Origin of the sequence: Leclercia sp. W6 (assembly GCF_003336345.1) — a bacterium.
Lineage (GTDB): Bacteria > Pseudomonadota > Gammaproteobacteria > Enterobacterales > Enterobacteriaceae > Enterobacter.
Map to the genome: position 1 here is coordinate 2,477,127 of NZ_CP031104.1, position 19,874 is coordinate 2,497,000.

Annotated in this window: 19 protein-coding genes; 6 read left to right on the forward strand and 13 right to left on the reverse strand. The window is 58.5% G+C overall.

The features are described 5' to 3' along the window. Window positions 1-162: 162 nt before the first annotated feature. Window positions 163-405: a DUF1158 domain-containing protein gene (locus DVA43_RS12195; RefSeq protein ID WP_103824118.1), complete on the forward strand. Its 243-nt coding sequence runs from the start codon at window positions 163-165 to the stop codon at window positions 403-405. Between the two features lie 8 nt (window positions 406-413). On the opposite strand, the gene DVA43_RS12200 is transcribed toward DVA43_RS12195, so the two are convergent. Both DVA43_RS12200 and DVA43_RS12205 read right to left on the reverse strand, forming a co-directional pair. Further along, the gene (locus tag DVA43_RS12200) at window positions 414-755 is read right to left on the reverse strand and encodes a RamA family antibiotic efflux transcriptional regulator (protein ID WP_103178564.1); all 342 of its coding nucleotides are present in this window, start codon (window positions 753-755) and stop codon (window positions 414-416) included. A 32-nt stretch (window positions 756-787) separates the two neighbouring features. Continuing rightward, window positions 788-1,891, reverse strand: a complete 1,104-nt coding sequence (locus DVA43_RS12205; RefSeq protein ID WP_114315707.1) for an MBL fold metallo-hydrolase — start codon at window positions 1,889-1,891, stop codon at window positions 788-790. Between the two features lie 190 nt (window positions 1,892-2,081). On the opposite strand from DVA43_RS12205, the gene DVA43_RS12210 reads away from it, so the two are divergent. From DVA43_RS12210 to nfsB, 3 genes are all read left to right on the forward strand, one after another. Then, a complete protein-coding gene (locus DVA43_RS12210; protein WP_114315708.1) occupies window positions 2,082-2,672 on the forward strand; it encodes a TetR/AcrR family transcriptional regulator in 591 nt (196 codons plus the stop codon). After that, window positions 2,662-3,033: an MmcQ/YjbR family DNA-binding protein gene (locus DVA43_RS12215; protein ID WP_114315709.1), complete on the forward strand. Its 372-nt coding sequence runs from the start codon at window positions 2,662-2,664 to the stop codon at window positions 3,031-3,033. Before DVA43_RS12210 ends, DVA43_RS12215 begins: the two co-directional genes overlap by 11 nt. A 76-nt stretch (window positions 3,034-3,109) precedes the next feature. Continuing rightward, a complete protein-coding gene (gene nfsB, locus DVA43_RS12220) occupies window positions 3,110-3,763 on the forward strand; it encodes an oxygen-insensitive NAD(P)H nitroreductase (RefSeq protein WP_114315710.1) in 654 nt (217 codons plus the stop codon). Between the two features lie 36 nt (window positions 3,764-3,799). Here the strand turns inward: nfsB and DVA43_RS12225 are convergent, their stop codons facing one another. The 3 genes from DVA43_RS12225 to DVA43_RS12235 form a co-directional block, all read right to left on the reverse strand. Beyond that, window positions 3,800-4,087 carry a helix-turn-helix transcriptional regulator gene (locus DVA43_RS12225; protein ID WP_103178559.1) on the reverse strand — a complete coding sequence of 96 codons (288 nt, stop codon included), beginning with the start codon at window positions 4,085-4,087 and terminating at the stop codon, window positions 3,800-3,802. Then, a complete protein-coding gene (locus DVA43_RS12230; protein ID WP_114315711.1) occupies window positions 4,068-4,397 on the reverse strand; it encodes a type II toxin-antitoxin system RelE/ParE family toxin in 330 nt (109 codons plus the stop codon). Before DVA43_RS12230 ends, DVA43_RS12225 begins: the two co-directional genes overlap by 20 nt. Window positions 4,398-4,534: 137 nt before the next feature. Further along, the gene (locus tag DVA43_RS12235; RefSeq protein WP_114315712.1) at window positions 4,535-5,401 is read right to left on the reverse strand and encodes a helix-turn-helix transcriptional regulator; all 867 of its coding nucleotides are present in this window, start codon (window positions 5,399-5,401) and stop codon (window positions 4,535-4,537) included. Window positions 5,402-5,508: 107 nt separating this feature from the next. Here DVA43_RS12235 and DVA43_RS12240 point away from each other — a divergent pair, with 107 nt between their 5' ends. Beyond that, window positions 5,509-6,945, forward strand: coding sequence for an MFS transporter (locus DVA43_RS12240; RefSeq protein ID WP_114315713.1), 1,437 nt, complete (start codon window positions 5,509-5,511; stop codon window positions 6,943-6,945). A 66-nt stretch (window positions 6,946-7,011) separates the two neighbouring features. After that, window positions 7,012-8,256, forward strand: a complete 1,245-nt coding sequence (locus DVA43_RS12245; RefSeq protein WP_114315714.1) for a mechanosensitive ion channel family protein — start codon at window positions 7,012-7,014, stop codon at window positions 8,254-8,256. 1 nt (window position 8,257) lies between these two features. Here the strand turns inward: DVA43_RS12245 and DVA43_RS12250 are convergent, their stop codons facing one another. The 8 genes from DVA43_RS12250 to DVA43_RS12285 form a co-directional block, all read right to left on the reverse strand. After that, window positions 8,258-9,232 carry a LacI family DNA-binding transcriptional regulator gene (locus DVA43_RS12250; protein WP_103178554.1) on the reverse strand — a complete coding sequence of 325 codons (975 nt, stop codon included), beginning with the start codon at window positions 9,230-9,232 and terminating at the stop codon, window positions 8,258-8,260. A 75-nt stretch (window positions 9,233-9,307) separates the two neighbouring features. Beyond that, window positions 9,308-10,450: a Gfo/Idh/MocA family protein gene (locus tag DVA43_RS12255; protein ID WP_114315715.1), complete on the reverse strand. Its 1,143-nt coding sequence runs from the start codon at window positions 10,448-10,450 to the stop codon at window positions 9,308-9,310. Beyond that, window positions 10,443-11,468 carry a sugar phosphate isomerase/epimerase gene (locus tag DVA43_RS12260; protein WP_114315716.1) on the reverse strand — a complete coding sequence of 342 codons (1,026 nt, stop codon included), beginning with the start codon at window positions 11,466-11,468 and terminating at the stop codon, window positions 10,443-10,445. Before DVA43_RS12260 ends, DVA43_RS12255 begins: the two co-directional genes overlap by 8 nt. Window positions 11,469-11,482: 14 nt before the next feature. Beyond that, a complete protein-coding gene (locus DVA43_RS12265; protein ID WP_103181038.1) occupies window positions 11,483-12,721 on the reverse strand; it encodes an MFS transporter in 1,239 nt (412 codons plus the stop codon). A gap of 215 nt (window positions 12,722-12,936) precedes the next feature. Next, complete coding sequence (gene pheP, locus DVA43_RS12270) at window positions 12,937-14,325, reverse strand: phenylalanine transporter (protein WP_114315717.1); 1,389 nt, start codon at window positions 14,323-14,325, stop codon at window positions 12,937-12,939. A gap of 103 nt (window positions 14,326-14,428) precedes the next feature. Further along, entirely contained in the window at window positions 14,429-16,402 is a 1,974-nt protein-coding gene (locus DVA43_RS12275; protein ID WP_114315718.1) for a PhoX family phosphatase, read from the reverse strand. A gap of 119 nt (window positions 16,403-16,521) precedes the next feature. Next, on the reverse strand, window positions 16,522-18,708 hold the full coding sequence (locus DVA43_RS12280) for a TonB-dependent siderophore receptor (RefSeq protein ID WP_114315719.1): 2,187 nt from the start codon (window positions 18,706-18,708) through the stop codon (window positions 16,522-16,524). A 65-nt stretch (window positions 18,709-18,773) separates the two neighbouring features. After that, on the reverse strand, window positions 18,774-19,856 hold the full coding sequence (locus tag DVA43_RS12285; protein ID WP_114315720.1) for a YncE family protein: 1,083 nt from the start codon (window positions 19,854-19,856) through the stop codon (window positions 18,774-18,776). Window positions 19,857-19,874 lie beyond the last annotated feature (18 nt).

Here is a 19,874-nt window from a genome sequence, read left to right on the forward strand (position 1 = left end):
TAATTGACATTAATGCAGGTTAATTGAATAGAGATTTTTCTGACGGGGAAATATCAGCGAATTAGCGGACAATTATTTATCGCGCCTGCGTCTGACGGTTGATATTGCTTTACGAAGCCCTATCCGTGACAATGTTATTTTTAACTGACGATTAACATAATCATGAGACACCCGTTAGAATCGCTGTTAACGGCAGGCGGCATTTTGTTGATGGCCTTTCTCTCCGTTCTGTTGCTGCCTGCGCCGTCGCTGGGGCTGGTGGTGGCGCAAAAGCTGATGACCCTCTTCCATCTGATGGATCTGAATCAGCTCTACACCATCATCTTTTGCCTGTGGTTTTTACTGCTCGGCGCCATTGAATTCTTTATTCTGCGTTTCATCTGGCGCCGCTGGTTTGCGCGTTAAGTCTGCTGTTAATGCGCACGACTGTGGTTATCTTTGCGATACGCCCCAGGCGGCTGGTTAAAGGTGCGGGTAAAGACGCGGGTAAAGGTCTGCTGGGAGTCAAAGCCGTAACGCAGGCAGATATCGTAGACCTTTTCATCCGATTCACGCAGATCCCGCGCCGCCAGCCGCAGCTTACGTTCGCGAATATAGCGCCCCAGACTCTCGCCTTTGTACTGCATAAACAGCCGCTGTAAGTGCCATTTGGAGTAGCCCGCATGTCGGGCGATATCCTCGATACGCAACGGCTGATGAAGGTTGTCGTCGATCCACTCGACAATGGTGTCGATAACCTGAGCGGAAATAGTCATGCTGCTCTCCCCCTCTGCTCTTCGATTTAACATTATTCCCACCACGCACGAAATTGTTGCGTGGCATCATCTACCCTGACCGGCTCACCGAGCTCCGGAGTCAGCAGGCGATATTTTTTATCCTTGCTGGCCTGCGTAAGCTGGATCAGTGGGTCGTTCCAGGTGTGTTTTGCCAGCACAAAGCGCCCGGAGTGGCCCGGTACTACCGCGCTGGCATTAAGATCCGCCGCCGCCTGCGCCGTTTCGGCAGGCTGCATGTGGATGTACTTCCAGTCCTGGTCATACTGGCCGTTCTCCATGATCGCCAGATCGACGGCGCCGAAGCGCTCGCCAATGGCGCTAAAGTGCGGGCCATAGCCAGAATCACCGCTGTAGAACACTTTCGTCTCTGGGGTGACAAACATAAAGCTGCCCCACAGCGTCTGGTTGCGCTTGAGCCCGCGCCCGGAGAAGTGGCGCGCCGGCAGGACATGTACGGTGAGATCGTCGCTGATCCGCACCGACTGCTCCCAGTCCCGCTCCTCAATGATCGAGGGCTCCATGCCCCAGTAGCGCAGGTGCGATCCCACCCCGAGCGGCGTGACCACGCGTTTCACTTTGGGCAACAGGGCTTTGATGGTGGCGTAGTCGAGATGATCGTAGTGATCGTGCGAGATAATCAGCAGATCGATATCGGGCATCTCTTCGGCACGCCATGGGTACTCCCCGGCAAAGGCTTTATTGAGAAAAGAGAAAGGTGCGGCATAGTTGCTGAATACCGGATCGATCAGAATGCGTTTGCCTGCCAGCTGCAGATACCACGAGGAGTGGCCGAGCCAGACCAGCGTCTCTTGATCCAAGGGCAGCGTGGCCAGATCGGTTTTCACCAGCGGCAGCGGCTGGGCCGGACGTGCGTTCTCACGCTTCGTCACCAGAAAATCCCACCACGCCGCCAGCATGTTCTTATTGCCGGTAAAGCCGGGTGTCGGCAAGGTGTTATGGAACTGGCCGTCGCGATACTGCGGCGAAGCGGCAAACTCACTCAGCTGCGCGCCCTGTGGCGGCTGGCCGAACCCGGCATTGAGTACAAACGGCAAACTCGCCGCGGATGCAATCATCATCACTACCACCACGCTAACAATAAAACGCTTTTTCATATCCCGACCCGAATTCGCGCCCCATCCGATGGCCTGCGCGGGCAAAACTTGATTATGAGTGAGTAAGCACTCATTATAGAAGTGATGCGAAAGTCGTCAAGACGTTTTAAGATCTTTGACATTCCGCGTTGCAGCCCCACAAAGGGCATGATTCAATCGGGGTTTTTGCACATTACCTGGAGGAAATGCAGTGGCTCGTCCGAAAAGTGAAGATAAAAAACTGGCGTTGCTGGACGCGGCAACCACCGCGTTTGCCCAGTCCGGCATTGCGGCTTCTACCGCGTTAATCGCCCGCAGCGCGGGCGTGGCAGAAGGCACCCTGTTTCGCTATTTCGCTACCAAAGACGACCTGCTTAACGCCCTCTATCTGCACCTGAAACAGGACCTGTGCCAGACCATGCTGGCGAATATGGATCGTGCCCTGACCCAGCCAAAAGAGCATACCCGCAATATCTGGAACAGCTACGTTGACTGGGGGATCCGCAATCCGGTGGCCCACGGCGCCATCCGCCAGCTTGGGGTGAGCGAGAAGATCAACGCCGAAACCGAGCAGGCGGTGCATGAGATGTTCCCGGAGCTGCACGAGCTCTGCCGTCGTCATATTCGCCCGGTGTTTATGTCGGAAGAGTTCCGGCTGTTTGGCGACGCGCTCTTTTTATCCCTGGCGGAGACCACCATGTCCTTCGCTACTCGCGAACCGGCCCGCGCAGCCGAATTTAAGGCGCTGGGTTTTGAAGCGATGTGGCGGGCGCTGGCCGAAGAGGATAGCGATGGACAGTAAAACGCTCGCCGCCTGCGCAAAACAGGTGGCGCTGGAGCTGCCCTTTACCGAACAGTGCTGGCCGTTCGGCCCGGATTACGATGTGTTTAAGGTTGGCGGCAAGATTTTTATGCTGATTGGCGTCGCGCACGGGCGTCTGCACGTGAGCCTAAAGTCCGACCCGCAAAAATCGCTGCTCAACCAGCAGATCTACCGGGGCATTGAGCCTGGCTACCATCTGAATAAAAAACACTGGATTTCGATTTATGCGGCGGAGGATATCACCCCTGAACTGATCGCCGATCTGGTCAATGATTCGTGGCATCTGGTGGTGGATAAACTGCCGAAAAAAGAGCAAAAACGTCTGCGTCCGGGCCCTTAAGCGCTCGGAATGCCCTTACCTTTGTTCCTTTCCCTTTGTATCATTTTCCCTTTTGCATTAAACCCCAGGAGTCGTTATGGATATCATCTCTGTTGCCTTAAAACGTCACTCAACAAAGGCCTTTGATCCGAGCAAAAAATTGACTGCCGACCAGGCGGAACAGATTAAAACTCTGCTGCAGTACAGCCCGTCGAGCACCAACTCGCAGCCGTGGCACTTTATCGTCGCCAGCACCGAAGAAGGCAAAGCGCGCGTGGCGAAATCCGCAGCCGGTGGCTTTGTCTTCAACGAACGCAAAATGCTGGATGCCTCTCACGTGGTGGTGTTCTGCGCCAAAACCGCGATGGACGATGCCTGGCTGAACCGCGTGGTGGATCAGGAAGAGGCCGATGGCCGCTTCGCCACCCCGGAAGCGAAAGCTGCCAACCACAAAGGCCGCACCTTCTTCGCCGATATGCACCGTGTCGATCTGAAAGATGACCACCAGTGGATGGCGAAACAGGTATACCTGAACGTCGGCAACTTTCTGCTGGGCGTGGCCGCAATGGGCCTGGACGCCGTGCCAATTGAAGGTTTCGACGCCGCCATCCTCGACGAAGAGTTTGGCCTGAAAGAGAAAGGCTTCACCAGCCTGGTGGTGGTGCCGGTCGGGCATCACAGCGTGGAAGATTTCAACGCCACGCTGCCGAAATCGCGTCTGCCGCTGAACACGATTGTGACTGAGTGCTAATGACTACTGGCACGCTGGGTTCCGGCGTGCCTGTTTTTAATAGAGCGTAATCTGCGGATGCTTAACGCCGCACACCAACGCATAACGCGTTAAGGTATCCAGACTCGCACGGGTAATATTGGCTTCCATTCGGGAGACTGTTGGCGCGCTGACCCCCATGCGCTCCGCCACCTGAGCACGCGTCAGTCCAGCCTGTTTACGCCACTGTGCCAGCATCTCCTGTAGCCGCGCCTTACGCTCTTCGGCGTCAAAGGCAGCCTGCACATCTGAATCGCTTAACAGCTCCGCTCTTAACGTATCCCAGTCAATGATCTTCTTGCTCATCCAACATCTCCTGTTGTCTTTTCAGTGCCAGACGGATTTCAGCAGAAGGCGTCTTCTTCGTCTTCTTGATAAATACACGCAACAGATAAATTGTTTTTTCCCGCTGATAAACATAGATCCCGCGACTATGAATCAGACCGACGGTTCTTATTTCAAACAAACCATGGGGTAATGGCTTGCTGTCGGGCTCCCGGAGTGCCGTTGGGTTAGCACGCAATTTATCAAGCTGACGAATCAGCTTCGCCTGTACGCCTGCAGGCAACGAGAGGATCTCTTCTCTGACTGCCTGATGAACGATAAGTCTGAACACGGTTTTTCATCCCTGAAAATATTAGCATGTAAGGCAATTTGCATTAAAGGCTAATTTTGCATTTCGTGATTTACCTTACACCCTTTATCCAGGTCAGACCGGAGTGACTTCTATTCCCTGAAAGCCCCTCGCAGAAATTATTTCTTTGCAGCCAGCCACGCCATTGCCCTCTCTCCCGCCTCATCCACCGGCAGATAGACCAGCAGCCGCGAGCCGTTGCGCGGGGCGGAGTACCAGTACATCTGCTGGAGATGAAAATCGCCCAGGTCGGGATGGGTAAAGAGCTTGAGCTGGTTTTCCACGCCGCGCACGTCGTTGCGCTGGTGCCACAGGGTTTCAAACTCCTCAGATACCGCAAAGAAGCGTGCCAGTTTGGCCTCCCACTGCGGGTCGCCCCGGTGCTCGGCCATCGCCGCGCGAAAATAGGAGACAAAAATCGGCAACACGTCATCACGCTTGCCCAGCCGGGCGCGCCACGCGGGGTGAGTGAGGAAGAGATAGATACAGTTGCGATCTTCCGGCGGAATGGCGTTAAAGTCGACGCCCATCAGATGACCGAAGCTGTCATTCCACGCCACGATATCGAAATTCGGTTTCTGAATGCTGGCGGGTTTTGGCATCAGAGTATCGAGCAGACGTCGGGTGCCTTCGCTGATCCCCTCGCAGTAGACCGCCTGCGGCGCTTCGCCCGGCGGCAGGCCAGCCAGCAGAAAGAGGTGGCGGGCTTCGGTCGGGGTACATTGCAGCGCTTTCGCCACCGCCGCCATCACCGCGCTGGACGGGTTTACATTCCTGCCCTGCTCGAGCCAGGTGTACCAGGTGACGCCCACATCCGCCAGCATGGCCACCTCTTCACGCCGCAGGCCCGGCGTGCGGCGGCGACCGCTGCGCGGCAGGCCAAGACGCTGCGGGTCGAGACTTTCGCGTCGGGCACGTAAAAAGGCGCCCAGCTGTTTACGGGTGTCATCCTGGAGTGCGGTGACCGGTTCAGACATCAGCGCCATAGTGCCCCCTGCATAGTAGTGCCAGTACCAGTATAAGCAAGAACTGGTACCCGTTTATCAGATGGTTGATGCTACGACCATCTGATGAATGACGCAATGGAGTCACCATGAATAGGTCAGTTGTTTCACCGGGCCGGGCAGGCCTGATATTGCTGTTAACCGGCCAGATGCTGCCGCTGATCGATACCTCGATCACCAACGTGGCGCTGGATTCCATCACCCACTCGCTGCACGCCACCGCCACCGAGCTGGAGCTGATTGTCGCCCTCTACGGGGTGGCCTTCGCCGTCTGTCTGGCGCTCGGCAGCAAGCTGGGAGATAACCTCGGGCGCCGCCGTCTGTTTATGTGGGGCGTGGCGAGCTTTGGCCTGGCCTCACTGCTGTGCGGCGTGGCAGGCAATATTGAGCAACTGCTGGCCGCGCGCATCGTGCAGGGCGCGGGGGCTGCGCTGATCATGCCGCAAATTCTTGCCACCCTTCACGTCACCCTGAAAGGCACCGCTCACGCCAAAGCCATCAGCCTGTTTGGCGGCATCGGCGGGATCGCCTTTATCGTCGGGCAGATGGGCGGCGGCTGGCTGGTGTCGGCGGATATAGCCGGGCTGGGCTGGCGCAACGCCTTCTTTATCAACGTGCCGATCTGCCTGCTGGTGCTGGCCCTGAGCCGACACTACGTGCCGGAAACCCGTCGCGATACGCCGTCGCGCATCGACTGGCCGGGCACCGCGCTGCTGGCCGCGATCCTCTGCTGCCTGTTGTTCCCGATGGCGCTGGGGCCCCAGTGGCACTGGTCCTGGCCGCTGAAGGCGATGCTTCTCGCCATTATTCCGCTGGGCTGGTTGATGGCGCTGAATGCGCGCAAAAAAGAGCGTGAAGGCGCCCACCCGCTGATCCCACCGCGTCTGATGCAGCTCGGCAGCATTCGCTTTGGCGTGCTGATTGCGCTGCTCTTTTTCAGCGTCTGGTCCGGGTTTATGTTCTGCATGGCGCTAACCATGCAAACCGGGCTGGGGATGGCCCCGTGGCAATCCGGCAACAGCTTTATCGCCCTCGGGGTGACCTATTTCGTCTCGGCGTGGTTTGCCCCACGTCTCATTGCCCGCTACAGCACCAGCACCATTCTGCTTACCGGCCTGGCAATTCAGATAACCGGCCTGCTGGCGCTGATCGCCACCTTCCGCATCTGGGGACTGGAGAATACCGCCCTGACCCTCGCCCCGGCCACCGGGCTGGTGGGCTATGGTCAGGCACTGATTGTGAACAGCTTCTACCGTATCGGCATGCGCGATATTCAGCCCGACGACGCGGGGGCCGCCAGCGCCATTCTCAGCACCCTGCAACAGGCGGCGCTCGGCCTGGGGCCTGCGATATTTGGCGCGATTTTGCTCCACGCCCTGCAAAACCATCAAGGGGATTACGCGGAGGCGATTAACCTCTTCCTGGCGGTAGAAACGGGCATGATGGTGGTGCTGGCGCTGGCGACCCTGCGGCTGCGCCATCGTCTTAGCCTGCCGGTCACGAAAGCCTGCCACGCGTCCCGGTAAGCCCCTGGGTTTGCATAATCGATCCGCAGCCGCCATTATGGCGGCTGCTTTAATACAGGAGATGTTATGCAGGAGTTTATTTCCCTGGTCGAAGAGTCAGGAATTGAAATTAATCACACCACTTCCCTCGTGATTATCTTTGGAATTATTTTTCTTACTGCACTGATTATTCACTTTATTCTGCACAAAGTGGTATTGCGGGCCTTCGAGAAACGCGCCCGGGCCAGCAGCCATTTATGGCTGCAAATCATTACCGAGAATAAATTATTTCACCGTCTGGCCTTTACCCTGCAGGGGATCATCGTCAACGTGCAGGCGGTATTGTGGCTGCAAAAAGGCAGCGATGCGGCAGAGATATTAACCACCTGCGCGAAGCTGTGGGTGATGATTTACGCCCTGCTGGCGTTCTTCTCGCTGCTGGACGTGATATTCAACCTGTCGCAAAAAATGGCCACCGCCTCGCAGCTGCCGCTGAAAGGCATCTTCCAGGGGATCAAGCTGGTGAGCGCCATTCTGGTGGGGATCCTGATTATCTCCCTGCTGATTGGTCAGTCCCCGGCCATTCTGATTAGCGGCCTCGGCGCAATGGCGGCGGTGCTGATGCTGGTGTTTAAAGATCCCATTCTCGGGCTGGTGGCGGGCATTCAGCTCTCGGCCAACGATATGCTCAAGCTCGGCGACTGGCTGGAGATGCCGAAATATGGCGCGAACGGCACGGTTACCGATATCGGCCTGACCACCGTCAAGGTGCGCAATTTTGATAACACGATTACGACCATCCCGACCTGGGCACTGGTCTCCGACGCCTTTATCAACTGGAGCGGGATGTCAGCCTCCGGCGGACGACGGATTAAGCGCAGCCTGAATATTGATACCACCAGCATCCATTTTCTCGACGAACAGGAGCAGCAGCGGCTGATTCAGGCGAAGCTGCTCAAGCCCTATATGGCCACGCGCCATGAGGAAATCACCCTGTGGAATCAGCAAAACGGGGAAGGCGAATCGGTGCTGAACCTGCGTAAGATGACCAATGTTGGTACCTTCCGCGCCTATCTGAATGAATATCTGCGCAACCATCCGCGTATTCGCCAGGATATGACGTTAATGGTGCGCCAGTTAGCGCCGGACGCCAACGGCCTGCCGATTGAAATCTATGCCTTCACCAACACCGTCATCTGGGCAGAATATGAGGCGATTCAGGCCGATATTTTCGACCATATTTTCGCGGTGATCGATGAATTTGGCCTGCGCATTCACCAGTCGCCCACCGGAAACGATATTCGCTCCCTGGCCGGCGTGCTGGCAAAATAACTCAGGTGCTGGCGCGGGAAATAAAGCGCCAGTTCATCATCACCCGCTCCGTGGGCGCATCGGGGTTGTCGATTTTGTTCAGCAGCAGATCGACCGCCTTGCGCCCGATATCCCGCGATGGCTGTTCAATGGTGGTCAGCGAGACCATCTCCGACAGCTCGGTGCCATCGAAACCCACCACTGCGATATCTTCCGGCACGCGCAGCCCGGCCTTTTCGATAGCACGTAACGCTCCCGCGGCCAGAGTATCGGAGACCGCAAACACCGCATCCGGGCGCGGCTCTGTTGCCAGCAGTTTGCTCATCGCCGTCATTCCGGCCGCCGCGCTCAGATCGCTCGCATACTCTACCGCCTGATACGCCAGGTCGCGCAGATGCAGCACGCTTTTATAGCCCCGCTCGCGCAGGCGGGCATATTTGTAGCTCAGATCGTGGTTGATAAGCGCAATCCGCTGTCGTCCGCCGTCGGCCAGGCGGCTGACCACATGCTGGGAGGCGTCGACATCGTTGATCCCCACACAAGAGACCGCCCCCGCATCGGCGTATTCGGCGCACTGCACCCAAGGGGCATCGCCGATGAGTGCCGCCAGTTCGGGGAGGCGGGTGAAGGCATCCATGGTGATAATGCCGTCGACCATTTTGCCGGAGAGCAGGCTGAGCCCCGAGCGGGAGCGTTCAATATCGGAGCCGGAGTTGCACAGCAGAATGCGGTAGCCGTTTTTCTCCGCCTGCTCCTCAATGCCCTTCACCACCTCGGCGCAGAACGGGTTGGCAATGTTGGAGACCATCACCAGCACCATATAGCTGCGCGCCGTGCGCAGCTGGCGGGCCAGAAGATTGGGCTGATAGTTCGCCTCTTTAATCGCCTGCAAGACGCGATCGCGGTTTTTGGCTTTGACGGTATCGCTGTTATTCAGCACGCGCGATACCGTCGCCACCGAGACGCCCGCCAGTTGGGCGATTTTCTGAATTGACATAGCGACGAGTGATCCTGCAGTTTGCGTTTGCAGCAGGCTACCATAAATGGGCTGCCCGGCGCACCGGGCAACGTGTTACTGCGCGACCGCGACCCAGCGCTGCTGCTGATGGCTTTTGACTATCGCATCAATGATATACATGACGCTCGCCCCGTCATGGAAGGTAGCGAACAACGGCTTCTCCGGCATCCTGCCCGCCTGTACCGCCTGATAAAAGTGCGCCATCATATTTTTAAAGGCGTCCGGCCAGCCTTCGATATGGCCGCCCGGGAAGTGGGCGCTGTCGGCCACATCCCGGTTCATCAGGCCCGGATCGTCCGTCAGTACTTGATTGGCCTGCGCCCGATGGCCCAACCACAGCTGCTGCGGCACCTCCTGATCCCAGGCCACGGAGCCCTCGCTACCGTTCACCTCCAGGCTGAGGCGGTTTTTACGTCCGGCGCTCACCTGCGAGACGGTAAAGCAGCCCTTACTGCCATCGTCGAAGCGGAACAGCACCGAGCCGAAATCTTCGGTGGTGACAGGTTTGTCTTCATACATCGCGTCGCCCGCCTGGCTGAAGGTCTGAGTACCGGCGACGTTCGCCTTGCGGGTCGGCCAGACGATAGCGAGATCGGCCATCACTTCGGTGATGCGCCGTCCGGTCAGAAACTGAATGGTGTCGCACCAGTGGGAACCAATATCGACCACCGCCCGCGATGCGCCCCCGAGCGCGGCATCGACCCGCCAGTTGTAGTCGGTTTCCAGCAGCATCCAGTCCTGCAGATAGCTGCCGTGGGCGGCAAAGAGCCGTCCGAGGGAGCCAGCTTCTACCATACTCGCCGCCTGGCGCACCATCGCAAACTGACGGTAGACAAAGCTTACGCCGTGTATCACCCCCGCCTGTTCCGCCAGCGTGACCAGCTCCCGCGCCTCGTCTGGCGTCATGCACAGCGGCTTTTCAGAGAAAACATGTTTACCGGCACGCAGGATCTGGCGGTTGATCGCCGCATGCAGATGGTTAGGGGTGCAATTGTGCACCACGTGCAGATCCGGGTGCGCCAGCAGTGCCTCCACGCTGCCGTAGGCGTGAGGAATGTTCTGCGCCCTTGCCTTCTCTTGCGCCTGCTCCAGCGAGCCGTCACACAGGGCGACGACCTGCACGAAGCCGAGACGTCGCAGGGCTTCAATGTGCGCCGGGCCGATAAAGCCGCTGCCGATAATGCCGACGTTAATCATGAAGTTCTCCTGCGGCGAAATCGTCAAATGCCCGATCGGATACCGGGATAATGTGGCGGGAGATAAACTCGCGCCCTTCCCGCGCTCCGGTTTCGCCATCTTTCAGGCAGCACTCCCACTCCAGCACCGCCCAGCCGTCGTAGTCGTACTGGGTCAGCTTGCTGAAGATGCCCTTAAAGTCGATTTGCCCGTCCCCCGGCGAGCGGAAGCGTCCGGCGCGGTTGATCCAGCTCTGATAGCCGCCATACACCCCGCTGCGCCCGTTGGGACGGAATTCAGCATCCTTAACATGAAACGCCTTGATGCGGGTGTGGTAGTGATCGATCCAGGTCAGATAATCGATCTGCTGCAACAGCAGATGGCTCGGGTCGTAAAGCATGTTGCAGCGCGGATGGTTGTCTACCAGCGCCAGAAAACGCTCGAAGGTGACGCCGTCGTGCAGATCTTCCCCGGGATGAATTTCATAGCAGACGTTAACCCCCTGCTCATCGAACGCATCCAGAATGGGTCGCCAGCGGCGGGCCAGTTCGCTGAACGCCTCCGCAAAACGCGTCTCGTTATGTGGCGGCCAGGGATAGATAAACGGCCAGGCCAGCGATCCCGAGAAGGTGGCGTGGGCGGTTAAACCGAGCCGTGCCGAGGCCACCGCCGCCTTTTTTACAATGTCGGTCGCCCAGGCCTGGCGGGCGCTGGCGTTACCGCGCACCGCCGGAGGAGCGAAGTTATCGAACGCCTCGTCGTAGACCGGATTGACCGCGATAAGCTGCCCCTCCAGATGAGTGGAGAGCTCGCTGATGACCAGCCCCTTCTCCGCCAGCCTGCCGCTTATCTCGTCGCAGTAGGTCTGGCTTTCTGCCGCCTGCTCGACGTCAAAAATCGCTTTATGGTTGCAGGGCATTTGCAGCGCTTTGTAGCCCTTTTCCGCCGCCCAACCGGCCAGCCCGTCGAGGGTGTTGAACGGGGGTTGTGCCCCGATAAACTGCGACAGAAAAATACCCGGGCCTTTAATCGTCCTCATACCACCTCCAGAAATTACGCCTTGTCATCGTCATATTTGAACGAGACAAGGAAAACGAGTGCAATCACGGCAGCAGCTACCGCCGGGATCCACCAGAATGTTACCCACGCCTGTGGCACGGCCTGCCCCGCGACCAGGCGGTTGTAGAGCGCGCCGGAAATTTGCGAGCCCAGCAGCATGCCGATACCGTAAGTGAACATCACGATCATGCTCTGCGCCTGGCCTTTGACCTTTTCGCCCGCCACGCGGTCGGTATAGATAAAGCCCACCACAAAGAAGAAGTCATAGCAGACGCCATGCAGCAGGATGCCGAGATAGAGCAGAATGCGCCCCTCTTCACTTACCCCCAGGGCAAACATCGCGTAGCGGACAAACCACGCCAGCATGCCGATCAGCAGCATGTATTTAACACCCAGACGGCGGAACAGCAGCGGGATCACCAGCATAAAGAAGATTTCGGACATCTGGCCGAAGGACATGGCGGTACTGACATCCGCGATCCCGGCATCCGCCAGGTAAGAGGCGGTATAAGCGTAGTAGGTGCCGAGCGGGACGGAGATCAGCATCGCGCACAGGCAGAAGATAAAGAAGTGACGGGTTTTCAGCAGGGCGAAAGCGTCGGCGCAGAAGAGATCGCGCACCTTCACTGGCATCCCTTTGGCTGGGGCAGGCGTGTGCGGCAGCGTCAGGCTGTAGAGCGCCAGCAGGACGGAGCTGGCCGCCGCCACGTGGAAGATGGTGATGCTTGCGGCCACGCCGGTAACGCCGATAAAGATCCCCGCCACAATCCAGCCGATGGTGCCAAACACGCGGACCACCGGGAAGGTCTTGTCGACGTTCGCCAGGCTGTGGAAAGCGATGTTATTGGTCAGCGCCAAGGTTGGCATGTAGCAAAGCGTGTAGCCAAACAGCAGGCCGATTAGCAGCGCGCCGTTCTCCGCGATCAGCGCCCCCGGCACGAACCACAGGATCGCCGCCCCGGCCAGGTGCATCACCGCCATCACTTTCTGCGAAGCGAAGAAGCGGTCCACCAGCATACCGAGGACAAACGGCGACAGAATCGAGGCAATCGGCCCGGCGGAGAAGGCATCGCCAATCAGCAATGACATGTTGTGCTGGGTCATCACCAGACCGAGCGTTACCGACCAGCTACCCCAGATAAAAAATTGCAGGAACATCATCAGGGAGAGGCGTGGTACCAGCAGCCGGTACTCCCCTGTCACCTTTCCACTACTTTCAGTTGTCGACACCATGATAAGCCCCACCCTTAAAAAGTAATCGATTACAAATCGTATCAAATGAAAAGTAATCGATTACAAAACAAAGATCCTGGGGATCGGTTAAGAAGTGCGAGAGGGGTCACGATAAAGGTGAAGTAGGGTGCGCGGGGGTGCCGGGTGGCGCTGCGCTTACCCGGCCTACAGCATCGTAGGCCCGGCAAGCGCAGCGCCGCCGGGCAGAAACCGCACTACTTTTTGCGGGAGAGTTTAAACGCCGCAAACAGGAAGACAATCCACACCGGGAGCAGGATCGCCGAGGTGCGCATGCCGTCCATGGTGCACATCAGCACCAGGATCATCGCCAGGAAGGCGATACAGAGATAGTTACCCGCCGGGTAGAGCAGCGCTTTGAACTGCGTCTCGCGCCCTTTGCGACGCATCGCTGCGCGAAAACGCAGGTGGGCCAGACAGATCATGATCCAGTTCAGCAGCAGCGTTGCCACCACCAGTGCCATCAGCAGGCCAAAGGCTTCGTGCGGCAGCAGGTAGTTGATCAGCACCACCCGGGAGGTAATGCCCCCGGAGAGCAGCAGCGAATTGACCGGCACGCCGCGACGGCTGACGCGGGTCAGGAACTTCGGCGCGTTACCCTGCACAGAGAGACCAAAGAGCATCCGGCTGTTGGAGTAAACGCCGCTGTTATAGACCGACAGCGAGGCCACCAGAATCACGAAGTTAAGTGCCGATGCCACCAGGTTGCTGTTCAGATCGTGGAAAATCATCACGAACGGGCTGCTGTCGGACTTCACTTCCACCCACGGGTAGAGCGCCAGCAGGACGACCAGCGAGCCGATATAGAACAGCAGAATACGGTAGACCACCTGGTTGACCGCTTTCGGGATGCTCTTGTGCGGATCGCGGGCTTCGGCGGCGGTAATGCCGATAAGCTCCAGTCCGCCAAAGGAGAACATGATCACCGCCAGCGACAGCACCAGCCCTTTCCAGCCGGTCGCGAGGAAGCCGCTGTGCTGCCACAGGTTGTCGATGGTTGCCCGCTCACCGCCGTGCCCGGAGAAGAGCATCCACAGGCCAAAGCCGATCATGCCGATAATCGCCAGCACCTTGATCAGGGCAAACCAGAACTCCGTCTCACCGTACAGGCGCACGTTCACCAGGTTGACGGCGTTAATGATGATGAAGAACGCCGCGGCCCAGACCCAGGTGGGTACATCCGGGAGCCAGTACTGCATATAGATGCCTGCGGCGGTCAGCTCCGCCATGCCCACCAGCACGAACATTACCCAGTAGTTCCAGCCCGACAGGAAGCCCGCAAAAGGGCCCCAGTATTTGTAGGCGAAATGGGCAAAGGAGCCGGAGACTGGCTCTTCAACCACCATCTCGCCAAGCTGGCGCATGATCAGAAAGGCGATCATGCCCGCAATGGCATAGCCCAGCAGCACGGCGGGGCCGGCCATCTGAATGGCGGGCCCGATGCCGAGGAACAGTCCGGTGCCGATAGCGCCACCGAGAGCGATAAGTTGAATATGTCGATTTTGTAAACCACGATGGAGCGTCGGTGTCTGTTCCGACGCGGCTTCAGCAGCACTTTTGTCTGAAGCGGATGAGGCGTTTCTCACGGCCTGGCCCTGTCTCTTTTTGAGGAAGGGGCACCTTTTAACACTTCATGCAGACGGGAGCAAGTTAAACGCCGGGCAACGGCTGCTGCCCGGCGGGAGGGGATCACGAACCGATCAGGCCGCCGTCCGCTTTGGTGATGACAACCGTTGACGCCCGGGGACGTCCGTTCGGGTTGTTGTCCGGCCAGTTGGAGACGGCGCGCGGGTTTGCCGGGTCGGTAATGTCGTCCCCGCCCTCACCCGGATGCTGAATATTGATAAACAGCGTACGGTTGTCCGGGGTGAACGCAATGCCGGTGATTTCGCAGCCGCGCGGGCCCGTCAGGAAGCGGCGATACTCGTTGGTGCCCGGAATGGTCGCCACCATCTGGTTATTGCCCATCCCCTCATAGGCTTTTTTGTTAATGGTGCTGGAGGAGACATCGGTCTGGATCCAGAGCACGCCCTGATGGTCGAAAGAGAGGCCGTCCGGGCTGCCGAATTCGGCCCCCTTCATGCTGCCCTTCGCCTTTTCATCCGTCGTGTCCGTGCGTCCGGCCAGCACCAGAATATCCCATTTGAAGCGCAGGGCCGCAGGATCGTTCCCCTCTTCGAGCCAGTGCATGATGTGGCCGAAGGTGTTATTGGCCCGCGGGTTGGCCGCATCCACCGGCGCTTTGCCCTCTTTACCGCGATCGCTGTTGTTGGTCAGGGTGCAGTAGACGCTGCCGCTGCTGTGGGGATCGACCGCGATCCACTCAGGGCGATCCATTTTGGTCGCGCCCACCGCATCCGCCGCCAGACGGGTTTTGATCAGCAGATCGCCCTGGCTTTCGAAGCCCTTGCTCTTATCAAGCCCGTTCTGGCCGAAGACCAGCGGCAGCCACTCGCCGGAGCCGTCGTCGTTGAAGCGGGCGACGTAGAGCGTGCCGGTGGTCAGCAGCTGCATGTTGGCGTCGCGATCCGCCGGGTTATATTTATTGTCGGAGACAAATTTGTAGATGTACTCAAACTTCTGGTCATCGCCCATGTAGGTGACCACGCGCTTATCGGCGGCCAGGGTGACAGCGGCACCTTCATGTTTGAAGCGCCCCAGCGCGGTGTGCTTGCGCGGCGTCGAGTCCGGGTTGTAGGGGTCGATCTCGACTACCCAGCCAAAGCGGTTCGGCTCGTTAGGGGTTTTATCCACGTTGAAGCGGTCGTCCACTTCGCTCCAGCGGTAGGACTCATCGCTGTCGCTGATGCCGTAGCGCTTCTCCAGCGCGTTCCGCTCGCCTTTCTTAACAAAAATATCTGACCAGTTCTCTTCGCAAGTGAGATAAGTTCCCCACGGGGTGTGGCCGTTGGCGCAGTTCTGCATGGTGCCGAGCACCCGCTCGCCCTGCGGATCGGCGGCGGTTTTCATTAAATCCTGCTGACGCGCCGGGCCGGTGATCTGCATCGGGGTGTTGACCGTGATGCGGCGGGCGAAGCTGGAGGGTCGCACCACTTCCCAGTCACTGCCGTTCTTTTTCACTTCGATAACCGACACCCCCATCGCGTTCTGGCCTTTACGCGCTTTGTCCAGGCTCCAGTTGGCAGTGCCGTCGGTAAAGAGCATCCCGTTGTCGATATACTCATGGTTCATCGCCAGCAGGCCGTGGCCGGGGTTCTCCTCCCCCTGCGGTAGGCTGAACCACGCCATACCGTCATGGTGCATGCCCGCCTGGGCCGCCTGCTCGTCGGTGGTATTGCTGGCGTCAAATTTGAACGCCGGCATGGTGCCCTTAATGCCGGTGGCATCGCCCCAGCGGTAGAAAGGCCGGGCGATATAGCCCTCGGGCACCCTGACCGTGTCGTCGGTGGAGACCGGAATGCTGGTAAAGCCGAGCGAAACCGCCTTGCTCAGGGCGGAAGGCTGTGAAACCGCCGCAAGGGCGCTTTCAGGCTTGAGCAGGAACGGGAAAGAGGCGGCGGCACCGGCTACGGCGCCCATCTGCAAGAAGCGACGGCGGGAGAGGAACATCTCCGCCACGCTGGAAAATACCGGGTTAGCGCTGGGATTGCTGACATCGTCACGATGTTCTTTTTTGAATACGGACTTAAGAGGTTTACCCACGATGGCTTCCTTTCTTTTGGCTAAGAAACGATAAAGTGGGAACACTATAAGAACAATTGATTACATTTTTATAACAGTCGGACGATGGGGCATCCCTGCCCCGATAACAAGGAACGAACTCAGAACTCGTAGCCGACAGAGACCTTAAAGGTGCGCGGCTCACCCTGGAAGAGGTAGGTGCCGCTGTCATCCACGCTTGCCCAGTAGTTCTCATCGGTGACGTTTTCGATCCCGGCGCGAACGGTCATCTGGTTCTGGTCATTGTTCACCGCGAAGCGGTAACGCACACCCAGATCCAGCGTGGTGTAGCTATCCAGCTTCTTGCTGTTGGCGAGATCCGCATACTGTGAGCCAGAATGGTTCACCCGGGCGGTGGCGGTCAGGCCATCGATGGGTTTGATGTCATACTCGGCCCCCAGCACGCCGTAGAAGTTCGGCACGCCAATCGCGTCGTTGCCCTGGTTAACGCCGTTGTTGGTTTTGGTCAGCTCCGCCTGCAGCCAGGTGGCGCTGGCGTTCAGACGCAGGCCCAGCATCGGCTCGCCAAAGATGTTCAGCTCCACACCGCGGTTACGCTGTTCGGCATCCAGACCGTAGTATTTGGTCTGGCTGTCGAGAATGGCGGACGGCATTTTGATCTCAAACAGCGCCAGCGAGCCGCCCACGCGACCGAAATCGGCCTTCACCCCCACTTCGTTCTGTTTCGAGTGGACGATACCGGTACTCTGACCGTAGTTGATGGCGGTGTTTGGCGCGGTTTTACCCGGCTGCAACGCCTCGGTGTGGTTAGCATAGAGTGACACCGTCTCCCACGGCTTGTAGACCACGCCATAGGTAGGCATCCAGCGGTCGCCATCGAAGCTGTCAGCCGCATTTTCCATCCCGGTGATTTTGTTATAGCCGCGGATCACCACCTTCTGATGACGGGCGCCGACGGTAAACAGCAGTTTATCGTCCAGCACGCCGAGGGTGTCGCTCAGCAGCCAGCCCTGAGTGCGGGTGCGGCCGCTGGTCAGCGGATCGCTGTAGTTGCCGCCTGAGCCGTTGAAGTTGGTACTCGGCGGCGCATCCACGCCGGTGTTGTGGTAGATGTTAGTGACCGGGTTATCTTTCGCGGCGGACATCTTCCAGGCGATTTTTTCGTTTTTGGTCATCGCCGAATAGCCGACGTTCACCTTGTGCGAGACAAAGCCGGTATCGAAGTTACCGCGAATGCCCGCCATGCCGCTCACGCTGTCGCTGAGGCGGTTGGTATCCAGACGGGAGGCGGTGGCTTTGCCGCTCTTGTCCACCAGCTTCGCGCCGCTGTAGAGCCCCTCTTCATGGGCGTGCTGTGCCCCCAGGCCGGTATAGGCGGTCCAGTTATCGGTGATGTCATACTCGCTGCGCCACATGCCGAATTCGTTTTCGATATTGCTGTAGGCCCATTTCTGGGAGTAGTTGCGATCGTTTTTCGGCGGCTCCGGTACAAAATCCACGGCGGAGACGTTGACCCCGGTTTCTGAGCCGTGGAAGGTTTTCTTCTGATAACCCAGATCCACGGAACTGCGGAAGTTATCGTCCGCATAGTCGAGGCCGGTGGAGAGCAGCGTGGTGCGACGGCGGTCGTTGGCGACCGGAGCTTCCCCTTCCCGGTGAACCACGTTGACGCGGGCGCCAAACTGGTCGTTGTCACCGAAGCGACGTCCGGCATCCAGGGTAGTGCCAATCTGGGAATCCGAGGTGTAGTCCACGCCCACTTTCGCCTGCGGCGTGGCGTCTGCATGTTTCGGCTCAAGGTTGATCATCCCGCCCACGCCGGAGCTGGCCGCGCCGTTCATCAGGGAGTTGGCCCCTTTGAAGATCTCAATCCGCTCCACCATCTGCGCATCCACCACCTGACGCGGCAGCACCCCGGAGAGTCCGCCGAAGGTCATATCATCCCCGTCGAACTTCAGGCCGCGAATGCGGTAGCTCTCCGCGCTGTTGCCGTAGCCCTGCACGGACTGGACGCCCGCATCGTTAGCCACCACGTCGGCTATGGTGCGCGCCTGCTGATCTTCCACCAGCTTCGAGGTGTAACTGATGATGTTAAACGGCACGTCCATGGCATTTTGCTGACCAAGCATCCCCATGCGCCCGCCGTTTGCCACCTGCCCGTCAAGGAAGGCTGGCACCAGCTGGTCGCCGCCGGGTTTAAAATCGCTGGCAGCGGCCTGTACCACGAGGGTCTCTTCTTTTTTGTTCTCCGCCGCGACGGCGGAATGGGCGATGGTGCCGATGGCGAGGGCCAGCAGCGTTTTATTCATTGTTCTGGTGTGGTTCATGATTAACTCTTTCAACGTGCGCGCAAAATGGCCCGTCGCCGGGCCTTGATTGTTATAAAAAAAGACTATTTCAGGGCGATACGCACCACGCTGTCCGGCCCGTTGGTGGAGTGATCTTTGTTGAACGGCTGTTTAACGGTGACGTACAGGGTCTGACCATCCGCCGACAGCAGCAGGCTGTTGGGGTTTGGCGGCAGATCCCAGCTCTGCTTCACCGCATAGGTGGTGGCATCCAGGCTCAACAGCTTGCCGCTTTCGCGCTGGGTGATGTAGAGCTCGTTGCGTTTAGCGTTGAACTTCACCGCCAGCGAGTCGCCCACGTCGAGCTGTTTGATGAGTTCTCCGCTGCGGATATCCAGCACCAGTGTGGTTTTAGCTTTGGAGTTGTCGGTGACAAACAGGCGACCGGTGGCGGGATCCTCCGCCAGGTTGAGCAGCAGCGCCGGTTTATCGCCAAGCGGCTTCCAGCGTTTTTCGATGCGGTTGCTGCGGGGGTCAATAATCAGAATTTCGCCGCCGCCGTTGGCCACGTAGAGACGCCCGGTTTGTTCAGACCACAACAGGCCGGTCACCCACTGCCCCGCATTTTTGATGGTTTTTTTCAGCGTCAGGGTCTTCGCATCCACCACCCAGACCACTGCGGGATCGCCCACTCCGCCGATATAGAGTACGTCGTTATGTAGCAGCACCTGACGCGCGCCGTACGGGTAGCCCTCTTTATTGCGCTCGGTAAACAGCAGACGTTTTTTCACTTTGCCGTCTTCAGTGCTGATGGCGCTGATCCCGCCGTCCAGCGAGTTGGTGGCATAGACCGTTTTGCCGTCCTGGGAGATAGCGAGCGCGAAGTTTTTCAGATCGGTATGGCTGCGACCGGTGGTTTTAAGGGTCGCCGGATCGAGCTTGTAGACTACCCCGCCCTGCACATCCTTGAAACCTTCCGAGCTGGCAACATACAGCGCATCCTCTTTCGGGCTCAGGACCATTTCATACAGGCCGTCAGCCAGATCGCGCTTGATGACGTTGGTCTGTGCCGGGGCAGCAGGTTTCGGGATATCAGCAGCAGGTTGGGTCGTGGCAGTGTGCTGTGCAGCGCAGCCGCTAAGAGAGACAGCCACCAGCAGCGCCAGGGTAGAAAATTTCTTTGACATCAGGAGCATCCTTTACCG